The sequence below is a fragment of the uncultured Desulfosarcina sp. genome, assembly GCF_963664155.2.
In the GTDB taxonomy this organism is placed as follows: Bacteria; Desulfobacterota; Desulfobacteria; order Desulfobacterales; family Desulfosarcinaceae; genus Desulfosarcina.
The window spans coordinates 4212144-4230166 of the sequence record NZ_CAXXXH010000001.1 but is presented as its reverse complement, the minus strand read 5'-3'; the positions used below and the strand labels follow the sequence as shown (position 1 = coordinate 4230166).

Here is an 18023-nt window from a genome sequence, read left to right as displayed (position 1 = left end):
GGGTCAATCCATCCCCATCTGCCGCTCCAGTTCACGGATTTCCCCTTCAATATCAATCCGTTGCAATTCCGACAGACCTGGATCTTCGAGCTGCCGCTTCAAGCCCAGCAGAATCATCTCTTGGCGATATTCCATGCAGGTATATTTTCCGGCGGGTTTCATGAGGTCCTGCTGCAAAATCGGCGTTTCGCGTTGCGTGGGGGGAATGAATCAGGCGAGACAGTCCTTGTATGCCTGATAGAAAATACCGAAGTCAGCCATGCCCCGTCTTAGAATCTTATCGAAATCGGCAATGTTGTCCACATTTACAATCATGTTCACACTTTTCTGGAAAGCCGCCATGTTGTCCATGGTTCGAAAGCGGCGAGTGATCATGGTCAGGAAGATGTTGCGGCGAACGGCCATATGGAGGCGTTCCAGGTAAATCAGCACCCCGTTGGCATCCGGGTTTTTGGCATCGAAATATTCGTTGACCACGATGAGGTCATAATTGTGGTAACGCATGTTTTTTAAAGCTTCTCGGCTGTTCCTGGCCTCTGTGATATGGTATTCGAGAACATCCAGGACCGGCTTGATGGTTTTGGTGATCATGGGGTCGGACTCGCACAAGAGGGCGGTTTTGCCCTCTTCCTCCACAAAGTCAAAGGGCTTGTCCGACGATTCGTAGCCGTCGCTTTCATCTTCATCGAACGAAAAAAAATCCTCCTCGAGATCGGGCTTGTCGGTACCGTCGGCGTCCTTTGACAACGGCGGTACACTGATGCGGTTCTGACATTTGGGACATTTCAGGAATGCCGTCTTATCTTTGGGGAGCTTTTCATCGGCAATCCTGAATTTGCTCTGGCAGCTTTCACAGATAATTTCCATGGTTTTTTAACCGATCCTTTCCGTCACGCAGGCAACGGGACTTGCTGCAATCAGGCTTTATCGTAATGGCGGTCTATCTCAAGGTTATCGATATCCGTGGTGGATTCCCCCCGGGCGCTCTTCACCTTGTCAATGCCGCGACCGGCCACACCCTTGTGGGACGCATATGCCAGAGCGGTTTCCTGGGTAATCAGCCCCTGCTCGTACAACCCGACGATATGGTCGTCGAACGTGGTCATGCCGAACGGCCGCCCCACCTCCATGATTTCATAAAAGGTCTTGCCTTCGGACTCTCCGTTGAGGATGGCGTCCTTGACCCGCAGGTTGGTGCCCAGGATTTCGAAGGCGGCCACCCGACCCCCGCCGATTTTCGGCAGCAGCCGCTGGCCGACGATCCAGCGCACGGTATCGGCCAGTCGAATGCGAATCTGTTTCTCCTCTTCGTTGGGGAACATGCCCAGAAGTCGGTTGATGGTCTGCCCGGCATCCACGGTATGCAGCGTGGTCAGCACCAGATGGCCGGTTTCCGCGGCATTCAGCCCGATTTCCACCGTCTCCCGGTCACGCATTTCGCCTACCAGAATGACCTTGGGAGCCTGTCTCAGGGCTGCCCTGAGGCCGTTGGCAAACGTATCGTAATCGGCACCCAGTTCCCGCTGGTTGAAGGTGGCCTTCTTGTGGGGGTGCTGGTATTCGATGGGGTCCTCCAGGGTCACCACATGAACGGACCGGGCTTCGTTGATCTCTTCCAGAATCGCCGCCAGGGAGGTGGTCTTGCCCGAACCGGTGGCACCGGTGACGAAAACAATGCCGTTGAGCTCTTTGGCAATTTTATAAAATGTATCCGGAAGGTTCAGGTCCCGGATCGTGGGAATCTTGGATTCCAGTTTCCGCAAGACAATGGAATAGTGACCCGTCTGCGAAAAAATGTTCACGCGGAACCTGGCCTTGCCGGGCAGCGAGTAGGAAAGGTCACAGGATCCGGTCTTGATGAGGGTCTCGGTAAGACGCCGGTCCTGGCTGATCAGGTTCAAGGCGAAAGACTCGGTCTGGAAGGGGGTCAGTTCCTTGATTTCCGGTTTGATCTCAACGGGCACCAGTTCCCCGGCACTTTCCACCTGAAGTGGCTTTCCCACGGTGAGATTGAGGTCGGAGACATTGCTGTGGGAATCCAGCATCCGGGTCAGGATATGATCGACTTCCTGCTTTTTCATGTTCTCCCTCTATTTTCGGCCATCGATACCGGTATCAGGATCGCTTTAGGCTTCGGTGAAATCCGTTGGCGGCGATTTGAGCAGCGGCCGGAATCGTCCCTTGTCGTTGGCTTTGGTGTATGCGTCCTCGGCAGAAATCCGCCCCTTGTTGTACAGGTCCATAATGGCGTCGTCGAGAAGCTGCATACCGTATTTTTTACCTGTCTGCATCATGGATGGCAGTTGATGAGACTTGGATTCGCGGATCAGGTTTCGTACGGCCGGAGTGGCGATCAGAATCTCCATGGCCGGCACACGCCCTTTTTTGTCGATACGCTTGAACAGGGTCTGGGAAATAATCGCCCGGATGCCGTCAGCCAGGGTCGAACGGATCTGAGCCTGTTCCTGGGCGGGAAACACCTCCACAATCCGGTCGACGGTTTTGGGGGCACTGGTGGTGTGCAGGGTCCCAAACACCAGATGGCCGGTAGCACTGGCCTCAATGGCCAGGGAAATCGTCTCCAGATCCCGCATTTCGCCAACCAGGATAATGTCCGGATCCTCGCGAAGCGCGCCGCGCAGGGCTGCGGAAAAGGATTTGGTGTGCAGCCCCACCTCCCGATGATTCACCAGGCACCCCCTGCTTTTGTGAACAAATTCGATGGGGTCCTCGACGGTGATGATGTGGTCGCTGCGGGTCCGGTTGGCCACATCGATAATGGCGGCCAGGGTGGTGGATTTACCCGAACCGGTCGGCCCCGTAACGATGACCAGCCCCCGGGGCAGCGATGCCAGCTTGGAGATCACCGGGGGCAGGCCAAGCTGTTCAGCAGTCATGATGGTGCTGGGAATTTCTCGAAACACCGCTCCGATGCCGTTCTTCTGCATGAAATAATTGGCCCGATAGCGGGCCAGGCCGGGGATTTCGTAACCGAAGTCCACATCGCCGGTCTCTTCAAAGGTTTTAACCTTGTCTTCGGAAGTGATCTCGTAAAGCATGGCGCGAAGGTCGTCGTTGTCCAGCACCTTGAATTTTACCCGCTCGATGTCACCATGGATGCGCAGCGCAGGAGGCTGACCGGAAATCAGGTGAAGGTCTGAGGCATTCTGTTCGTGCATAAGCTTGAAAAAGGCGTCGATCTTGGCCATAAACGTCTCCTGGTGGTTGATAGGGGGCAGGGCCCGGCGATCCGGCAACACCGAAATCAGAAAAAATGCGGAGGGTGCCCAGAACCTGATGACCGAGGCGCTGTTTGAATCGTTGGGCTACTTGTTCAGCACCTTGATTTTGGTATCTTCCGCGTCCAGAACATCCATTCCTTCCATACCGATCTCCAGCAGTTTGGTGTGGGCATCGATAATTGAACGGATCTGCACTTCGATCTGCACCCGCTGGCGCTTGAGTTCGGCGATGTCTTCGTGAAGCTGGGAAAGGCGGCTGTGGGCCCGATTGAGAATTTTTTCCGCCTTGACTTCGGCGTCGGCAATGATGATCTCCGCCGATTTACGGGCGTTGTCCTTCATCTGCTCAAGGACTTTCTGGGAATTGAGCATGGCCCGCTTGAACGTCTCTTCCCGCTCCTTGTAGCCCTGTGTTTCGAGCTTCAGTCGGCGAATCTCCTCCTCCTGACGCTTCGTGGTCTCCTGAATAGCGGTAAAGGCATCGGCGGTCTGCTCCAGAAACCGGTCCACCTCCCGCACATCGAAGCCACGGAATCGGACTTTGAATTGCTGCTGCTGAATGTCCAACGGCGTTAATTTCATGTCGGGGTTCCTGTTTTTGGAGAATATTATATGAGCGAGGCAGCTATCCGCATCAGGCTGTTCACGACAAAGGTTCGTAAAAAGATAACGACGAGAAAAACGACAATGGGAGAAAAATCAATCCCCCCGAAGTTAATCGGCAGTTTCGACCGAATCGGGTAAAGCACCGGCTCGGTGACATTGTTGATGAAACGGACAATGGCATTGTAAGGATCCGGGTTGACCCAGGAAAGGATGGCCCGGGCAATGACCACCCACATGAAAAAAAGCAGCACGACATCCATGACCTTGGCCGCTGCCATCAGAAAGTAGCCTACGATATACATTGAAAAATAATCCTCGGCGTTAAAGGGTTGGTCCTGCATGTCAATGGGTGGCCGGGTCCTTGACATAGGAAAAATACGACCTTTTGCTCGGATAAGTCAAGGTTTTTCATGGGGTTGGAAGAACTTCAAGGAGACTCCCGGACGGTTTCAGGTCGTATAAAACACATGCCGGCAGCAATCTGTAGAGCCGCTGACGGCATGGGTAACGGCCCGAAGGCACAAGGCCTGCTACCCGCCGGCAATCATGGGGATGAGTGTGACCCGGGACCCGTCGGGAACCGGTGTGACGTTGAAATGAGGCCGGGATACCAGCTTGCCATCCAGTTTAACTACGGCATAGATGTGGCCGTCCGTCAGTCGGGCGAGCAGCGTGGCCACGGTCAAGCCTTCCTGCCAGGGAAGTTCTTGGTCGGCGACGATGACCACCTATTTTACACCATTTTTGGCCAGCACCGCCATGACCTCGGGAAAATCGATACCCAGCCGTTTCACAGTGGCGACAGTGGGTATCCCGTCGGCGGTCCATCCGCGTCGTTCGTAAACCGCGTCCTTCAGAGTTTCGTACTGGGCTTCCCTCCTCTTTCTGAGCGCAGCCACTTTCCACGCCGTATCCCTGCCCGTGATGTCAATACTGTATTTTTCCTTGAGTTCGGTGTCGTATCGATCCTTCCTGGATTCGTATTCCTCCACGGTAACCGGTCCCACGGCACGGTAAGGCAAGGTGTCGTGATCCCGGGTGCCGTAGCCCATTTTCAGGTTAAAGATGCGCTGGAAATTGTAAACGGCCTCACTCATGGTGATGAGGTCTTCGGGTGTGGCCGGGTTGCCGGTAACCGCCGTGTAATAGTCGGCGTACCAGTTCACATGCTTCATCACCTTGGCCGGTTCGAGCGTATCCTTGTTGTCCTCGGGAACGATGTCGTTCCAGGGCAGCTTGCACAGGCCGCACAGGCCGAACCAGGTACGGAACATGGGAAACCAATGCAGCGCCTCGGCTTTTTGCTCGAAAGTGGGCATGAAGTTGTGAACCATGTCCAGAAAGATCAGCCAGGCTTCGTCATGCTGGGGGCCTTTGAGGGCCAGGCCGTATCCGCCTTGCTGGGCGAGGGATTCCTTGGTCATGTATTCGGAAAATTCCAACCCCTTGGACTCCATGCCGATATCCTGCAGCATGGCCGGATCGGCGCCGAACTGATCGGCAAAAATTCCCTTCATGCGGCGGATGCCCTGACCGGCAATGGCGCCGAATCCCTTGCCGGCAGCCATCTGGTGAACCAGTTCCAGGGCATTGACACGGTTGCCGAAAGACAGGTCCATGCCGCCGGTGTGGTTTGTGTTGATCAGTCCCCGCTCGAAGCACTCCATGACGAAGGCGATGCCCGTACCCACGCTGATGGTATCCAGGCCATAGGCATCACAGTAAAAGTTGATCTCCAGAATGGTGAAGGGGTCGAAGATCCCCAGGTTGGAGCCGCAGCCGGCAATGGTTTCGTATTCCGGGCCATCCACGAAGACTTTCTTTCCTTTATACTTACCGGTATAGGGTACGAAATCCTTGACACCGTGGGCGCAGGCCACGGTGCAGCCTTTCCAGCAGCCATCGTAACCCGGGTCGAAAAGCTTTTCAAAGGCCTCCCGTCCGATGAGCGACGCCCCCGAATGGGAACCGTACTGGAAGTTGTGGGTGGGCAGCAGGTCAAAATCATTCATGATCGGCACCAGGTGGACGGTACCGAGACGGGCCATTTCGTTCTGCTTGGGATCCAGTTCCACAATTTCCCTGGAGTGGCACCTGGCCACGGTTTTCAGTGCCTCCAGGTCGGCGGGGTTGTTGGTTTTCAGCGATACCTGCTCCCAGCGGGCCACGACGGCCCTGATGCCCTTGTCGGCAAACACCGTCCCGATACCCCCTCGCCCCGCCTGTTTGTAACGCACCCGTTTGCGGGCATTGTCGTACCAGGAAAAATTCAGGCAGCCGATGCGGGTGTTAGCCGCGCCCGGCCCGGCGGAGATCACCGAGATCCCCACCTTCTTGCCTTGGGAGAAGTGGTCTGTCAACACGTCGGACAGCGCATAGGCATCCTCAGGCAGTCCGGGGATCTGGAGAATTTCGATCTTTTCTTCGATGCCGTCGATAACCACCACCGTATCGCCTTGAGCCTTTCCGGTAATCCGGAGGGCATCGAAACCGGAAAACTTCAGGTAGGGACCGAAATAGCCGCCCACGTTGGAATCGATCACCGAACCGGTGAGCGGAGAAATCGAGGTCACGATGCTCTTTCCCGAACCGGGATAGGCGGGCGTGCCCCCCATGGGACCCGAAGAGATGCAGACGGCATTCTGGGGGTCGTCCCATTTGTTTTCGCCTTTGACGGCATCCCACAGCAGCCACAGGTCGAAACCTTTTCCGCCGATAAAGGTCTTTTTTATCTTTTCCTCAACGGTGCCAACAGCGATGGTTCCGTCCGACAGGTCCACATCCAGATACTGGTTGGTATAGCCTTTATCGACATCTCGCCGCTGGTAGGTCAGGGTATTGAGTGAAGTGGTTTTCATTGTGGTCATGGTCTTGCTCCTGATGATAATCGTTGAAATTGACCCTATTTAAGTTCCTCACGGACTCCGGAAAATTGTCGGCCCGGTGAAAAAATTGAAATAGCCGCCTTGTCCGGCTCGGAGGGTCTGCCCGCAATCATCCGCGCAGCCAGTTCCCCCATGCCCGGTCCAAGCATGAAGCCTTGACCGCACATACCGGTGATATGAAACAGGCCCTTCAATTCAGGGCTCCAGCCGACGATAGGCGATCCGTCAGGGCTCATGGGGTAGCACCCCCGCCACACCCGCCGCACCCGCAGGGCTTTCAAACGGGGAATCAGGGACACCATACGGGCGGCCACCTGGGGTAGGAATACAGACGTTTCCCGGGTATCGGTGCCGACAATGGGCGGGTCCGGCGTAATACAGAACACGACCTGGCCGTGACTGTTCTGGTAAAAATAGTAGTTCTTCGATCCCGGCCCCGGACGCAGATCCACCACCATGCATGAGAACATTCGGGCCACCGGCTCGGTAATGGCGCCTTCGTGGGAATCCGGGAACACAGGGAGATCCACGCCGGCAGTCGCGCACAAAGGCCGGGAATAGGCACCGGCCGCATCAACGACCACCGGTGCCCGGTATTGCCCCTTTTCCGTCTGAATGCCCACCACCCGACCCTTTTCCACCACCAGGGTGTCGATTCGTTCATTAAAGTGGAATCGGGCACCATTTTCAAGGGCTTTTCGTGCGAAGGCATTAACGGCCAGAAGAGGTGAAGCCGAGCCGTCGTCCGGGGAAAAAGTGCCGCCCATGAGACCATCGGGATCGATGCCCGGTAGGATACGACGCAACTGCTCAGGATCGATGAAGTCGATGTTCAGGCCGAATTGCTGCTGCAGCGGCAGCAGTTTCTTCAAGGCCTGCTCTTCCCGTTCCCGGTAAACCGGGAAGAGATAGCCACCCTTGAGCCACTCGATGTTGTCTCCGTGAACCTCGGTCCAGGTGGAAAAAATCTCCAGGGACCGCAGGCCGACCTGGATTTTGGCCGGGTCCGAGTGGGTGGCACGGATCCCGCCGATGGCCCGTTTGTTGTCACCCTGGCCCGGAGACGGTTTACCGTCCACCACCAGGGTCTTCATCCCCAAAGCCCCGAGTGCCATCGCCGTGGGGACACCCACCGAGCCGGCTCCGACGATAATGACATCGATGTTATCCATCCCGTTCGCCTTTCTTTTCACCGGCGAGGATTCCCAAGGCGACTTCCACGAAAAGTGGGCGGTCCACCCGGTCGGTAACCGATTTCATATCCACGCCCTCTTCCTGGAAAATCCGCTGGATCATGGGCCGGCAGGTCTTGGACCCGCAAGCCCCCATACCGGCACGGTTCAATGCTTTCATCTGATTCATGTCCCTCACCCCGCTGCGAATGCTGGATCGGATCTCACCGGCAGTAATGCGCTCGCAGCGACAGATCACCGCTTCGTCGGGCAGGGGGGTCTTTTCATAGACGACGGAGGGATCCACCTGGACCTCCTGGACCCGGATGCCGATGGCCCGCTTGGCCGCGGCCCGTTCCAATTTAACCTGCACCAGCAAGGTTCCCGGGTATCTTTTGGGGTTGGTCACGACCCGCTGTACCGGGTAATAGCCGAGGATGGCCCCGTCCCGGTCGGTCACCGGCACCCGCTGCCCCTTTTCCACCTGATCCCGCCAGATCTCGTATGGCAGGGTCACCGTGGGGTGATCCGGATCCTTGCGATAATCAACCAGTGTGACGGCCAGTCCCGGACAAATGGCCACACAGGCCATGCATCCCTGGCATGTGGCGCCTTTTACCAGATAGGGCAGCCCGGTGATCCTATCATCTTCGGTGCGGATGGCCCCTTCCGGACATACCGACGTGCAGGGATTACAGGGCACTTCCTGCTCGCAGTGGAAGATCGGCATTACCCCTTCCTCTCCCGGCGGCGGCTCGCGATGCACCGGGGTCCCGGGCCTGGATTTGAGAATGGTGGCCTTTTCGTCCCATTCGGCCGGGATCTCACCGGGGTAGCGTTCAAGGTCCTTGGCGATCTTCAACCCCTCGATCTTTCCGGTAAACATGGCTGCCGAAGCCTCGGCGATTTCCTGGGCATCCCCGGCGGCGTAGACGTCCATTCCCCATTGCCTGGCTTTCAAAACAAATTCGTTCACCTCGGCCAGGCCGACAGCGATCAAGACCGTGTCCACGGCAAAAGTTTTGTGAGTTCCGGGAATGATCTGCCACCCCTCGTCCAGCGCGGCAATCGTGATGCCTTCCACATGCGCCTTGCCATGGGCGGCCACCACCGTATGCCCGGTGTAAATGGGAACCCCCAACCGCATCAACTTGTCTGCATGGACCTTGTAGCCGCCCACCCGGGGCAGGGCCTCGATGAGCGCGACCACCTGGATACCGGCCTGGATGGCGTGATACCCGGCAATCAGTCCCACATTGCCTCCGCCCACGATGAGTACGCGTTCCGACGATTTGATCAGGTCCCGATTCACCAGGGTCTGGAACGCCCCGGCACCGTAGACGCCAGGCAGGGTGTTGCCGGGAAAAGAGAGCATCTTCTCCCGGGCACCGGTGGCCACCAGCAGTTTTTCGGGCCGGATCCTCCGATACACATTTTTTTGAACCACCCCCACGATGCCGTCGGAAAAGACGCCCACGGCAGTAGCCTCCAGCCAGATCTCCACCGAGGGAAATGATAGCAGCTGCGCCTCCAGAATAGTTCCTATCTCAAATCCCCGGGTACCGGCATGGGAGTCTTCCACGGAGCCGAAGAACTTGTGGGTCTGCAGAACCAGTTTGCCCCCCAGACGATCCTTATCATCGATGATCAGCGTTTCTATGCCCAGTTTACCCAGCTCGATGGCTGCGCTCAGCCCCGCAGGTCCGCCACCGATGATCAAGACCGTCACCGATTTTTCCGCTGATGGTTCAAAGACGGGCTTAGCGGCAACTTCCGGCAACCGGGGAAGGCCTTCCACAGACTGCACCGCCATCTTTTTTTTCAGGGGTGTCATGCAGGCTTTGACGGGAACGCCGTCGGCGATAACCAGGCACTGGGAGCACTGGCCATTGGCACAGAACAATCCCTGGGGGCTGCCGTCCTTGTGATGGTGACCAAACACATGAATATCGTTGGCGAACAGGGCTGAGGAGATCATTTCCCCGTCCCTGCCGGTCAACGGCGTGCCATTCCAGGTAAACGGAACCTCAGCGTCAGTCGGCACAGTCAGAATCGGATGGGATTGAATTCGCTTAATCGACATTAAGGTTGTATCTCCCGGTTTTCCATGTAGTGGTTGAATCGCAACACATGGGCTTCGGCCAACTGCCTTGCCCCGTCCACATCCTTTTTTTCAACGGCATTGATAATGCTGCCCAGATCGGTAAAATTTTCCTTCATTTCCCGCTGGTTCATGACCAAAAAAGTCTCATAGTAATGGTCAATGTTGTCATGGACCGTGTGATGCAGGGAGATGTAGACCGGATTTCCCGTAATTTCCGCCAGGGCCAGGTGAATTTGCTTATCCACCTCCACAAACTCCTTTTGGAAATCGCCGCCCTTTTCGGCAAACTGGCGAGCCTGTTTCAGCAGGGATTTTAGACGGATGACATCCGCCGGTGTGGCCCGTTCTGCGGCCAATGCCGACACCCGGCCCTCCACACCCACACGAAACTCCGAGAGATGCCGCAGTGAGATCTTCTGGTATCGAATCAGCAAGGCCAGGCTTTCGTTGATCTGGTCGTAGCTGACATCCTGCACCACCGCACCCCCCCCCACCCCCAGCTTGATCTCGATGAGGCCCTTCTGCTCCAGCACCCGCAGGGCCTCTCTCAAGGTTCCCCGGCTCACCTGAAGCATCTCTTTGAGTTCCCTTTCCGAGGGAAGGATTTCGCCCGGTTTGAGCTTACCCGCAAGAATGGTCTCCTGGATCTGCTCTACCACGTCCTGGAAAATTCGATTCTGTTTGGCTGCTTTAAACATAGCGTCTGTCCCAATACATCCCGCATCCCCCTGCAGTATCTCCATTGACATGCTTCCGAATCAGAGAATCGAAGGCCTTCAGGTAGTGGTAGATAGGAATGGTTTAACCATTTAACTGAATGGTTAAACCATTACAAATTTCCGCCATCGATGTCAAGCCCCATACGACCCCATCGGAGCGCCTGGCGAATTCTGGGTTGCCGAGTCAACACACCTGCCGACCGCATGTTTTCCCTTGACACCATAAAGGTATAAAACGTAGGTGAACTATCTGCGACAATGCCAACTCAAAAGGAGATCGAATCCATGTTGACCCACAAAAAAATCGGTATGATCGGAACCGGAAACATGGGCAACGCCCTGATTGACGGACTGATCCGATCCGGTGCGGCCCAGCCCGAAAACATCATCTGTTCTGATGCCAGCGAACGGCAGTTGGCTACCATGCATGAAAAATACAAAGTGACCACCACCACTGACAATATCGAGGTGGTCAAGGCGGCCGACATCATCATCTATGCCATCAAACCCCAGATTATGGCCAGCGTGCTCAAGGAAACGGCCGACTATCTGGACATGAGCAAGCTGATCATATCCATTGCCGCCGGGGTTCCTTTGGCAGCCATCGAGTCGCTGCTCAATAAGGATCTTCGACTGATCCGGGTCATGCCCAACGTAGCCGTGGCGGTCCGTGAAGGCGCCACGGCCGTCGCCGCCGGCGGCCATGCGGACAAGGAAGACGTTAAGCTGGCCATGGCGATTTTCGATTCGGTAGGCAAATCCATTTTCCTCAAGGAAAATGACCTGATGGATGCCATCACGGGACTCAGCGGCAGCGGTCCGGCCTATATTTTCATGATCGTCGATGCCCTGGCCGATGCCGGCGTCAAAGTGGGGCTTTCCCGGAAAGACGCCCTGTTCCTCGCCTCCCAGACTATCCTGGGCGCCGCCAAGCTGCTCCTGGAAACCAATGCCCATCCCGGTCAGCTTAAAGATTCGGTCACCTCACCGGGCGGTACGGCCATCGCCGGCCTTCATACCCTGGAAAAAGGCGGACTCCGAACGACACTGATCAATGCCGTGGAGGCAGCCACCAACCGTTCCAAGGAGCTGGGGGAAGCCATGCTCAAGAACTTTGCCAACGGTCAAACGCAGCCTTGAATCGCGCCTGATCCTCCTGGCCAATGCACGGCCTTGCCGAATTCAGCTCATATGTTTATATTGTTAGAATGGCATCATTGAGTGCAACCCGGGGTGAACATGTGAGAGCGCTTCCATCTGCCCTTGTTAAAAACGTCACGCCCGTTGTACGAATCATTCTGGGGGCGGTTTTCCTGTTTTCCTGCGCCGGCAAGATTGCCGACCCGGCGGGCTTTGCAGCAATTGTGACCAACTACCAGTTGCTTCCGCCGCCACTGGTCACAACCACCGCCGTGGTTTTCCCCTGGATCGAAGCCGTGTGCGGGCTGGCACTGGTTTTCGGCAGGTTTGAAAAGGGTGCGGCGCTGCTGGTAAGCCTGATGATGGTCGTTTTTACCGGGCTCATCCTTTATAACAGCTATCGTGGATTGAACATCGCCTGTGGTTGCTTTTCGCTGTCCGCCAAAGCGCCTTCGGATATCGCCGTGAACACGCTGCGCAATCTGTCTATTCTGGCGGCCGGAGCATGGGTCCTTTTCTTTCCGAAACACCAGCGCCTGGCGTCTGCCCGATAAAGGGGACACTTTTATTGTAACCCCATACGGTTCCGGCGGCTCACCAGAAAAAACAGTCACCGTTTCATGCCGCCAACAACGTTACAGGATTGACCGGACGCATGTTTACAGAATCGATCTCGTATTCCGCGGCCCTGATTGCAGGGTTGCTCTCGTTTTTCTCCCCGTGCATCTTTCCGTTGATACCGGCCTATTTTACCTTTATCACCGGGCTTTCCCTGGATGAATTGACCGAGGCCCGGCAGACCCGTATCCGTGCGCAGATTATTCTTGGATCTAAACCCGACTTTGAAAAACTGAATGGGGTGGGTATCCGTACACGGGTCGTCCTGTCGACATTGAGTTATGTTCTGGGTTTCTCTCTGGTCTTCATCCTCATGGGAGCGTCTGCCTCCTTCATCGGGGGTGCCATATTCAAATACCGCGACTGGATACGGATCATCGGCGGGGTGGCGATTATCCTTTTCGGTATTCATATGACCGGGCTGTTTCGCTTCCGGCTCTTGGAATTCGAACGGCGGCTGAATATCCAAAAGAAACCCCTCCATTTTCTGGGAACCTTTGTCGTGGGGATGGCTTTCGGGGCGGGTTGGAGCCCGTGCATCGGTCCGCTGCTGGGCTCGATCCTGATCGTGGCGGGGAACCAGGATACGGTGGGCCAGGGCATTGGCCTCCTCTCGGTTTATGCCGCGGGGCTGGCGATTCCCTTTTTAGTGATTTCAATTTTCGTCGATTCATTGTTGACCTTGATTAAAAAGGTATCCTGGTCGATAAAGTATATCAACATGACCGCAGGTGCGTTATTGGTGATCCTCGGCCTGCTGTTGCTCAGCAATAAACTGAATCTGATCAGCACATAGGAATGAACCGCTATGAAAAATTATTGCAGATCCACGGCGATGCTCCTGATCGTCCTGATAGAAGTGATCGCCTCGATATCCGGTGTTGTTCGGGCGAACGCCGCCCAGTCCACTGACGGCGGCATCCAGTGGCTCTCCTATGCCGAGGGCCGTCAGCGGGGAGAGGCCGAAAACAAGAAGGTGTTTCTGGTTTTTAATGCCGACTGGTGCCGCTACTGCCTGCAGATGGAAAAGGAAACGTTTCAAAATCCCACAGTCATCGCCTACGTCAACCGCAACTTTGTACCCATCAGCGTCAACTCGGACAAGCAGCAGGACATTGCCGCCAAATACAAGGTCAGGGGGCTGCCCAGTACTTATTTCATTTCCGAGACCGGTGAGCCAATTGCCAACCGGCCCGGGTACATCGCGCCTGACGAAATGCTGAAGATCCTAAAATTCTTCGGCACTGACAGCTACCTGTCCATGAGTTTCAAGGCCTTTGTGGAAAAGGAGAAATAAGGCGAGCAGGCACCCCGACATCAACCAGCGTTTCAGATTGATCCGGGCGAACCTCTTCGGAGCAGGCGGATGAGCGTAGAAATGGTGATGACCAGTGACAGGGACCCCAAGAGACAGGGAACCCAGATGAAGGCATGGTAGCTGGGCGTATCCACGGATGCGGCAACACCGGTGATGCTGAACAGCAGCACCACCAAGGCAAAGGCCAGGGTGAGCATCATGGCGAGCTCCGTGTCGTACCATGGGATAAAGGCCTTGCGGAAAAGCAGCTCGCTTTTAAATTTCACTTTCACCCGTACCTCCAAAACGTGCTGAGCAATGGATCTATTCTGCAAATATGAACGAACTTGCCGGGAAAAGCGACGGTTATACCGGCAGGGGATGGTGACGCTTGTCGCGCTGACGATAATTGGTATCGGTGGATGTGCCGTGACCCCAAAGACACTCTCCATCAAGGATAAGCCGACCCGCTTGATGGAAAATACCATATTGAAAACCGCCACTGCGTCGGTGGTATCCCGGGAGCAGTTGATCGCCGACATGGCCGATGCCCGGGTGGTCTATGTCGGAGAAAACCATACCAATCCCTCCCACCATGCCATCCAGTTGGAAATCATCAAAGCGCTTGCGCAAACCACAGATCATCTGGTCATCGGCATGGAGATGTTCGATCACACCTACCAGCCGGTGCTGGACCAATGGACGGCCGGAAAACTCGACCAGAACGCGTTCTTAGCAAAAACCCACTGGTACGCCAACTGGCGCTTCGATTTTGGTCTGTACCGCGATATCCTGGAATTTGCAAAGGAAAAAGGACTTCGGGTCATCGCCCTGAACGTGCCTTTTTACATCCCTTCCAGAATAAGGGTGGGGGGGCTCGCCAGCCTGTCGGAGGCGGATCGAATGCAACTGCCGGACATTATCGATACCACCGATGCCGACCACCGGGCCTATCTGGAAAAAATCTTTAATCTGCATGCCTTCAGCGGCAGCGACACCTTCGAATTTTTCTATGAAGCCCAGTGCACCTGGGAAGATGCCATGGCCGAAGCTGTCGCCAAAAACATGGAATCGGGAAAAATGGTGGTGCTGGCGGGAAACGGCCACATCATCCGCAAATTCGGCATCCCCGACCGGGCCTTTGCCCGGTCGCACGCCCCCTTCAAAACCATCTACCTGGCGCCGGTGGGCGGAGAGGCTGAACTGTCCTGGGCCGACTACCTGTGGGTCACCCCGGAGACGCGCATGCCCCACGGCCAGATGCGCGGCGGCGGGATGAAGAAACCATAAACAGGCCTACCTTGTACCACTTCATTGGGACGCGTAAATGCCCAAGGTAAAAAACCAAGTGCCAAATGAAGGCATTTGGGCGTTTTATAAAAATGCTTTTCTATCCTTCAATTGACATTTGAACTTTGTCATTTGACATTGGCGGCCGTCCAGCAGTGGAGAATTTTAGTTCCGGCCAAGGGCCGCAGCGATGTTGAAACCGGAGGCGTAGCGGCGCTACGTCGAGGATAGCGCTGAAGCTTCACAAGGTGCTCAACTGAGCGAGCACGCAGGCTTGGGCCAAAAGATGCCATTTCTGAACGGGCAATCTATCCGCACTTGGTAAATCCGCAGAAATGACACGTCATGCACCCCTCTTCGAAGCTGATGGTCTGGCTGCACTCCGGGCAGACTTCGCCCATCAGACTCCCCCCCTTCCTTTTCATTTTCTCATCCTTAAGATAATGCTGTTCCAGGACCCGGGCGATCGCATCGGGGATGGAGAGCACCAGCCCCCCGTTCTGAAAGATGGGATGCTCGCCGCCGATCCCCTTGAGCTGCTCCACGACCTTATCCACAGTAACACCGGACCGGAAGGCCAGGGAGACCAGCCGACCGATGGCCTCGGTCTTGGCGGTGGTGGACCGGCCCGACTTGCCGATGGTGGCAAAAACCTCGAAGGGTTTGCCGTGGTAATCGGTCACCGTCACGTAGAGTTGCCCCAGTCCGGTCTTCACCCGGGTGGTGAAGCCGTTCAGGGTGTCGGGCCGCTTACGAACGGCGGTCATGAAGGCATCCTCCTCCTTTTTGGCCGCTGAAAAGGAAAGAACCTGGTTCTCCTTGCTGCCGTCCCGATAGATAGTGACACCCTTGCAGCCCAGTTCCCAGGCCAGGTCGTAAATCTTCTGCACATCCGCCACCGTTGCATCCCGGGCCAGGTTGACTGTCTTGGAAACAGCATTGTCTGTGTGTTTTTGAAAGGCCGCCTGCATGCGCAGGTGCCATTCCGGCGAGATGTCGTGAGCGGTGACGAACACTTGCTTCACCGCATCCGGGATATCCTCCATGTGGGCGATGGTTCCGGCACCGGCAATGGCCTCCATGAGCGCCTCCGAATAAAAGCCCTGCCGTCTGGCGGCAGCCTCGAAGTGGGGATTGACCTCGGTGAGCTTGTCGCCATCCATGACCGTACGCACGAAACTCAAAGCAAAAAGCGGCTCGATTCCCGAGGAGCAGTTGCTGATGATGCTCAGTGTTCCGGTAGGGGCGATCGTTGTGGTGGTGGCGTTGCGGTAGGCCGACAGCTCGTCACCGATGAAACGGCTTTGCTCATAATTGGGGAACACGCCGCGCTGCCGGGCCAGGGCCAGAGACGCCCGGTGGGATTCGGCCTGAATGAATCCCATGATGTCCTCGGCCACGGCCAAAGCCTTCTCGCTGTTGTAGGGAATGGCCAGTTGGAACAGCAGATCGGCAAAACCCATGATCCCCAGACCGATCTTCCGATTTCCCTTGACCATCCTGTCGATGGCGTCCAGAGGGTAGCGGGACATGTCGATGGTATTGTCCAGAAAGCGCACCGACGTCCAGACGGTCTCTTTCAAGGCATCATAATCGATTTTTGCCTCACCCGGATCGTCGACCACAAACTTGGAAAGATTGATGGATCCCAGGTTGCAGGCCTCCATGGGCAGCAGGGGCTGTTCACCGCAAGGGTTGGTGCTTTCGATCTCACCCAACGCGGGCGTGGGGTTGTCCCGGTTGATCCGGTCGAGAAAAACGATGCCCGGATCGCCGTTTTTCCAGGCTTGTTCGATCAACGCCGAGTAGACTTCCCGGGCATTGAGCGTTCCCACCGTCTGGCGGTCCCGGGGATCCACCAGATCATACAGGGCATCGGCTTTGACCGCTTCCATGAAGGCTTCGGTAATGCCCACGGAAATGTTGAAGTTGTTCAACTCGGTGTTGGTGGACTTGCAGAGGATAAACTCCATGATGTCCGGGTGGTCCACCCGCAGGATCGCCATGTTGGCACCGCGTCGGGTCCCCCCCTGCTTGACTTGTTCGGTGGCGGTATTGAAAATCTTCATGAAGGAAATAGGACCGGAGGCAATGCCGCCCGTGGTGCCCACCATGGAGTTTTTCGGCCGCAGTCTGGAAAAAGAGAAACCGGTGCCACCACCCGATTTATGGATAATGGCGGCGTTTTTCAGCGAGTCGAAAATGCCTTCCATACTGTCTTCGATGGGCAGCACGAAACAGGCGGCCAGTTGTCCCAGGCGTCTGCCGGCATTCATCAGGGTCGGCGAGTTGGGCAGGAACTTGAAATCCGTCATCAGGCTATAGAACTGCTCGGTTATTTTTCGGATATCGGCGTTCTCGTCATATATTTCCTCCGCCTGCGCAATATGTTTGGCCACCCGATGAAACATCTGGGCGGGCGTCTCCTGGATTTTGCCGTCCGTATCTTTCTTCAGATAGCGCCGCTCCAGTACCGTTTTGGCGTTGGAAGAAAGATCGATACCGTTTCTGATGAACATGTCCCGGGTCAATCGCACCGGCCCTTGGGCATTCAGACCGTATTCAGCCAGTTTGGCCTTCACCATCTCGTCCACCATGGGCGATGAAATGTGCCTCAGATCCATGCGATCGATGGTGGATCGAATGAATCGGGCGATCTCTTTGGCCTGACTTTTATTGACGGCATTGGCGCCGATGAGGCTCTTGCAGAAAACCTGGTCATCCCAGACATGGGTATTCAGGTCCACATTTCCATCGTCCACGATGAGAATTTTCTCTTTCTGTGTCATAGGGTATCACAACTCCGTAATGGGGTAAGTGGTTTTACTGAACTGTTGCCCGGATCCGAAACCATGGTTCCGATTGATTACTTTCGGGTTTACGCCAGCCGGTATCCCACTTGGCAGCCCACGAAAAAAAACCCCTGGCACCCGCAAGTGAGTAGTGTCGG

The 18023-nt window shown here is 55.9% G+C and carries 18 protein-coding genes; 5 read left to right on the top strand and 13 right to left on the bottom strand.

The window, feature by feature from the left end; all coding sequences use genetic code 11:
- Positions 1–3: 3 nt before the first annotated feature.
- From ACHZBS_RS19260 to ACHZBS_RS19210, 11 genes are all read right to left on the bottom strand, one after another.
- Positions 4–162 carry a hypothetical protein gene (locus ACHZBS_RS19260; protein ID WP_319408153.1) on the bottom strand — a complete coding sequence of 53 codons (159 nt, stop codon included), beginning with the start codon at positions 160–162 and terminating at the stop codon, positions 4–6.
- A 48-nt stretch (positions 163–210) separates the two neighbouring features.
- Positions 211–867 carry a zinc-ribbon domain-containing protein gene (locus ACHZBS_RS19255; RefSeq protein ID WP_319408152.1) on the bottom strand — a complete coding sequence of 219 codons (657 nt, stop codon included), beginning with the start codon at positions 865–867 and terminating at the stop codon, positions 211–213.
- 50 nt (positions 868–917) lie between these two features.
- On the bottom strand, positions 918–2081 hold the full coding sequence (locus ACHZBS_RS19250; RefSeq protein ID WP_319408151.1) for a PilT/PilU family type 4a pilus ATPase: 1164 nt from the start codon (positions 2079–2081) through the stop codon (positions 918–920).
- A gap of 45 nt (positions 2082–2126) precedes the next feature.
- Positions 2127–3209: a type IV pilus twitching motility protein PilT gene (locus ACHZBS_RS19245; RefSeq protein WP_319408150.1), complete on the bottom strand. Its 1083-nt coding sequence runs from the start codon at positions 3207–3209 to the stop codon at positions 2127–2129.
- A gap of 117 nt (positions 3210–3326) precedes the next feature.
- On the bottom strand, positions 3327–3824 hold the full coding sequence (locus ACHZBS_RS19240) for a DivIVA domain-containing protein (RefSeq protein WP_319408149.1): 498 nt from the start codon (positions 3822–3824) through the stop codon (positions 3327–3329).
- 26 nt (positions 3825–3850) lie between these two features.
- Complete coding sequence (locus tag ACHZBS_RS19235; RefSeq protein WP_319408148.1) at positions 3851–4150, bottom strand: YggT family protein; 300 nt, start codon at positions 4148–4150, stop codon at positions 3851–3853.
- Positions 4151–4378: 228 nt separating this feature from the next.
- Positions 4379–4576 (bottom strand): MoaD/ThiS family protein, encoded by a 198-nt coding sequence (locus ACHZBS_RS19230; RefSeq protein ID WP_319408147.1) that lies wholly within the window; start codon positions 4574–4576, stop codon positions 4379–4381.
- The gene (locus tag ACHZBS_RS19225) at positions 4577–6715 is read right to left on the bottom strand and encodes an aldehyde ferredoxin oxidoreductase C-terminal domain-containing protein (RefSeq protein ID WP_319408146.1); all 2139 of its coding nucleotides are present in this window, start codon (positions 6713–6715) and stop codon (positions 4577–4579) included.
- A gap of 35 nt (positions 6716–6750) precedes the next feature.
- Positions 6751–7905 (bottom strand): FAD-binding oxidoreductase, encoded by a 1155-nt coding sequence (locus ACHZBS_RS19220; protein ID WP_319408145.1) that lies wholly within the window; start codon positions 7903–7905, stop codon positions 6751–6753.
- Positions 7898–9988: an FAD-dependent oxidoreductase gene (locus ACHZBS_RS19215; protein ID WP_319408144.1), complete on the bottom strand. Its 2091-nt coding sequence runs from the start codon at positions 9986–9988 to the stop codon at positions 7898–7900. The genes ACHZBS_RS19220 and ACHZBS_RS19215 overlap by 8 nt, the downstream gene beginning before the upstream one ends.
- Positions 9988–10707, bottom strand: a complete 720-nt coding sequence (locus tag ACHZBS_RS19210; protein ID WP_319408143.1) for a FadR/GntR family transcriptional regulator — start codon at positions 10705–10707, stop codon at positions 9988–9990. The genes ACHZBS_RS19215 and ACHZBS_RS19210 overlap by 1 nt, the downstream gene beginning before the upstream one ends.
- 306 nt (positions 10708–11013) lie before the next feature.
- Here ACHZBS_RS19210 and proC point away from each other — a divergent pair, with 306 nt between their 5' ends.
- From proC to ACHZBS_RS19190, 4 genes are all read left to right on the top strand, one after another.
- Entirely contained in the window at positions 11014–11868 is an 855-nt protein-coding gene (gene proC / locus ACHZBS_RS19205) for a pyrroline-5-carboxylate reductase (protein ID WP_319408142.1), read from the top strand.
- A gap of 77 nt (positions 11869–11945) precedes the next feature.
- Entirely contained in the window at positions 11946–12422 is a 477-nt protein-coding gene (locus tag ACHZBS_RS19200) for a DoxX family protein (RefSeq protein WP_394708011.1), read from the top strand.
- 101 nt (positions 12423–12523) lie between these two features.
- On the top strand, positions 12524–13282 hold the full coding sequence (locus tag ACHZBS_RS19195) for a cytochrome c biogenesis protein CcdA (protein WP_319408140.1): 759 nt from the start codon (positions 12524–12526) through the stop codon (positions 13280–13282).
- A 12-nt stretch (positions 13283–13294) separates the two neighbouring features.
- Complete coding sequence (locus tag ACHZBS_RS19190) at positions 13295–13783, top strand: thioredoxin family protein (protein ID WP_319408139.1); 489 nt, start codon at positions 13295–13297, stop codon at positions 13781–13783.
- Positions 13784–13815: 32 nt separating this feature from the next.
- Here the strand turns inward: ACHZBS_RS19190 and ACHZBS_RS19185 are convergent, their stop codons facing one another.
- Positions 13816–14076 carry a hypothetical protein gene (locus ACHZBS_RS19185; RefSeq protein ID WP_319408138.1) on the bottom strand — a complete coding sequence of 87 codons (261 nt, stop codon included), beginning with the start codon at positions 14074–14076 and terminating at the stop codon, positions 13816–13818.
- Positions 14077–14212: 136 nt separating this feature from the next.
- Between ACHZBS_RS19185 and ACHZBS_RS19180 the strand changes: the two genes are divergently transcribed.
- Positions 14213–15073 carry a ChaN family lipoprotein gene (locus tag ACHZBS_RS19180; protein ID WP_319408137.1) on the top strand — a complete coding sequence of 287 codons (861 nt, stop codon included), beginning with the start codon at positions 14213–14215 and terminating at the stop codon, positions 15071–15073.
- Between the two features lie 308 nt (positions 15074–15381).
- On the opposite strand, the gene ACHZBS_RS19175 is transcribed toward ACHZBS_RS19180, so the two are convergent.
- The gene (locus ACHZBS_RS19175) at positions 15382–17862 is read right to left on the bottom strand and encodes a vitamin B12-dependent ribonucleotide reductase (RefSeq protein WP_319408136.1); all 2481 of its coding nucleotides are present in this window, start codon (positions 17860–17862) and stop codon (positions 15382–15384) included.
- Between the last annotated feature and the right edge of the window lie 161 nt (positions 17863–18023).

Coding starts and splice junctions, on each gene's coding strand:
- ACHZBS_RS19260 (WP_319408153.1), bottom strand. CDS start 162: ATGAAACCCGCCGGAAAATATACCTGCATGGAATATCGCCAAGAGATG.
- ACHZBS_RS19255 (WP_319408152.1), bottom strand. CDS start 867: ATGGAAATTATCTGTGAAAGCTGCCAGAGCAAATTCAGGATTGCCGAT.
- ACHZBS_RS19250 (WP_319408151.1), bottom strand. CDS start 2,081: ATGAAAAAGCAGGAAGTCGATCATATCCTGACCCGGATGCTGGATTCC.
- ACHZBS_RS19245 (WP_319408150.1), bottom strand. CDS start 3,209: ATGGCCAAGATCGACGCCTTTTTCAAGCTTATGCACGAACAGAATGCC.
- ACHZBS_RS19240 (WP_319408149.1), bottom strand. CDS start 3,824: ATGAAATTAACGCCGTTGGACATTCAGCAGCAGCAATTCAAAGTCCGA.
- ACHZBS_RS19235 (WP_319408148.1), bottom strand. CDS start 4,150: ATGTATATCGTAGGCTACTTTCTGATGGCAGCGGCCAAGGTCATGGAT.
- ACHZBS_RS19225 (WP_319408146.1), bottom strand. CDS start 6,715: ATGACCACAATGAAAACCACTTCACTCAATACCCTGACCTACCAGCGG.
- ACHZBS_RS19220 (WP_319408145.1), bottom strand. CDS start 7,905: ATGGATAACATCGATGTCATTATCGTCGGAGCCGGCTCGGTGGGTGTC.
- ACHZBS_RS19215 (WP_319408144.1), bottom strand. CDS start 9,988: ATGTCGATTAAGCGAATTCAATCCCATCCGATTCTGACTGTGCCGACT.
- ACHZBS_RS19210 (WP_319408143.1), bottom strand. CDS start 10,707: ATGTTTAAAGCAGCCAAACAGAATCGAATTTTCCAGGACGTGGTAGAG.
- proC (WP_319408142.1), top strand. CDS start 11,014: ATGTTGACCCACAAAAAAATCGGTATGATCGGAACCGGAAACATGGGC.
- ACHZBS_RS19195 (WP_319408140.1), top strand. CDS start 12,524: ATGTTTACAGAATCGATCTCGTATTCCGCGGCCCTGATTGCAGGGTTG.
- ACHZBS_RS19190 (WP_319408139.1), top strand. CDS start 13,295: ATGAAAAATTATTGCAGATCCACGGCGATGCTCCTGATCGTCCTGATA.
- ACHZBS_RS19175 (WP_319408136.1), bottom strand. CDS start 17,862: ATGACACAGAAAGAGAAAATTCTCATCGTGGACGATGGAAATGTGGAC.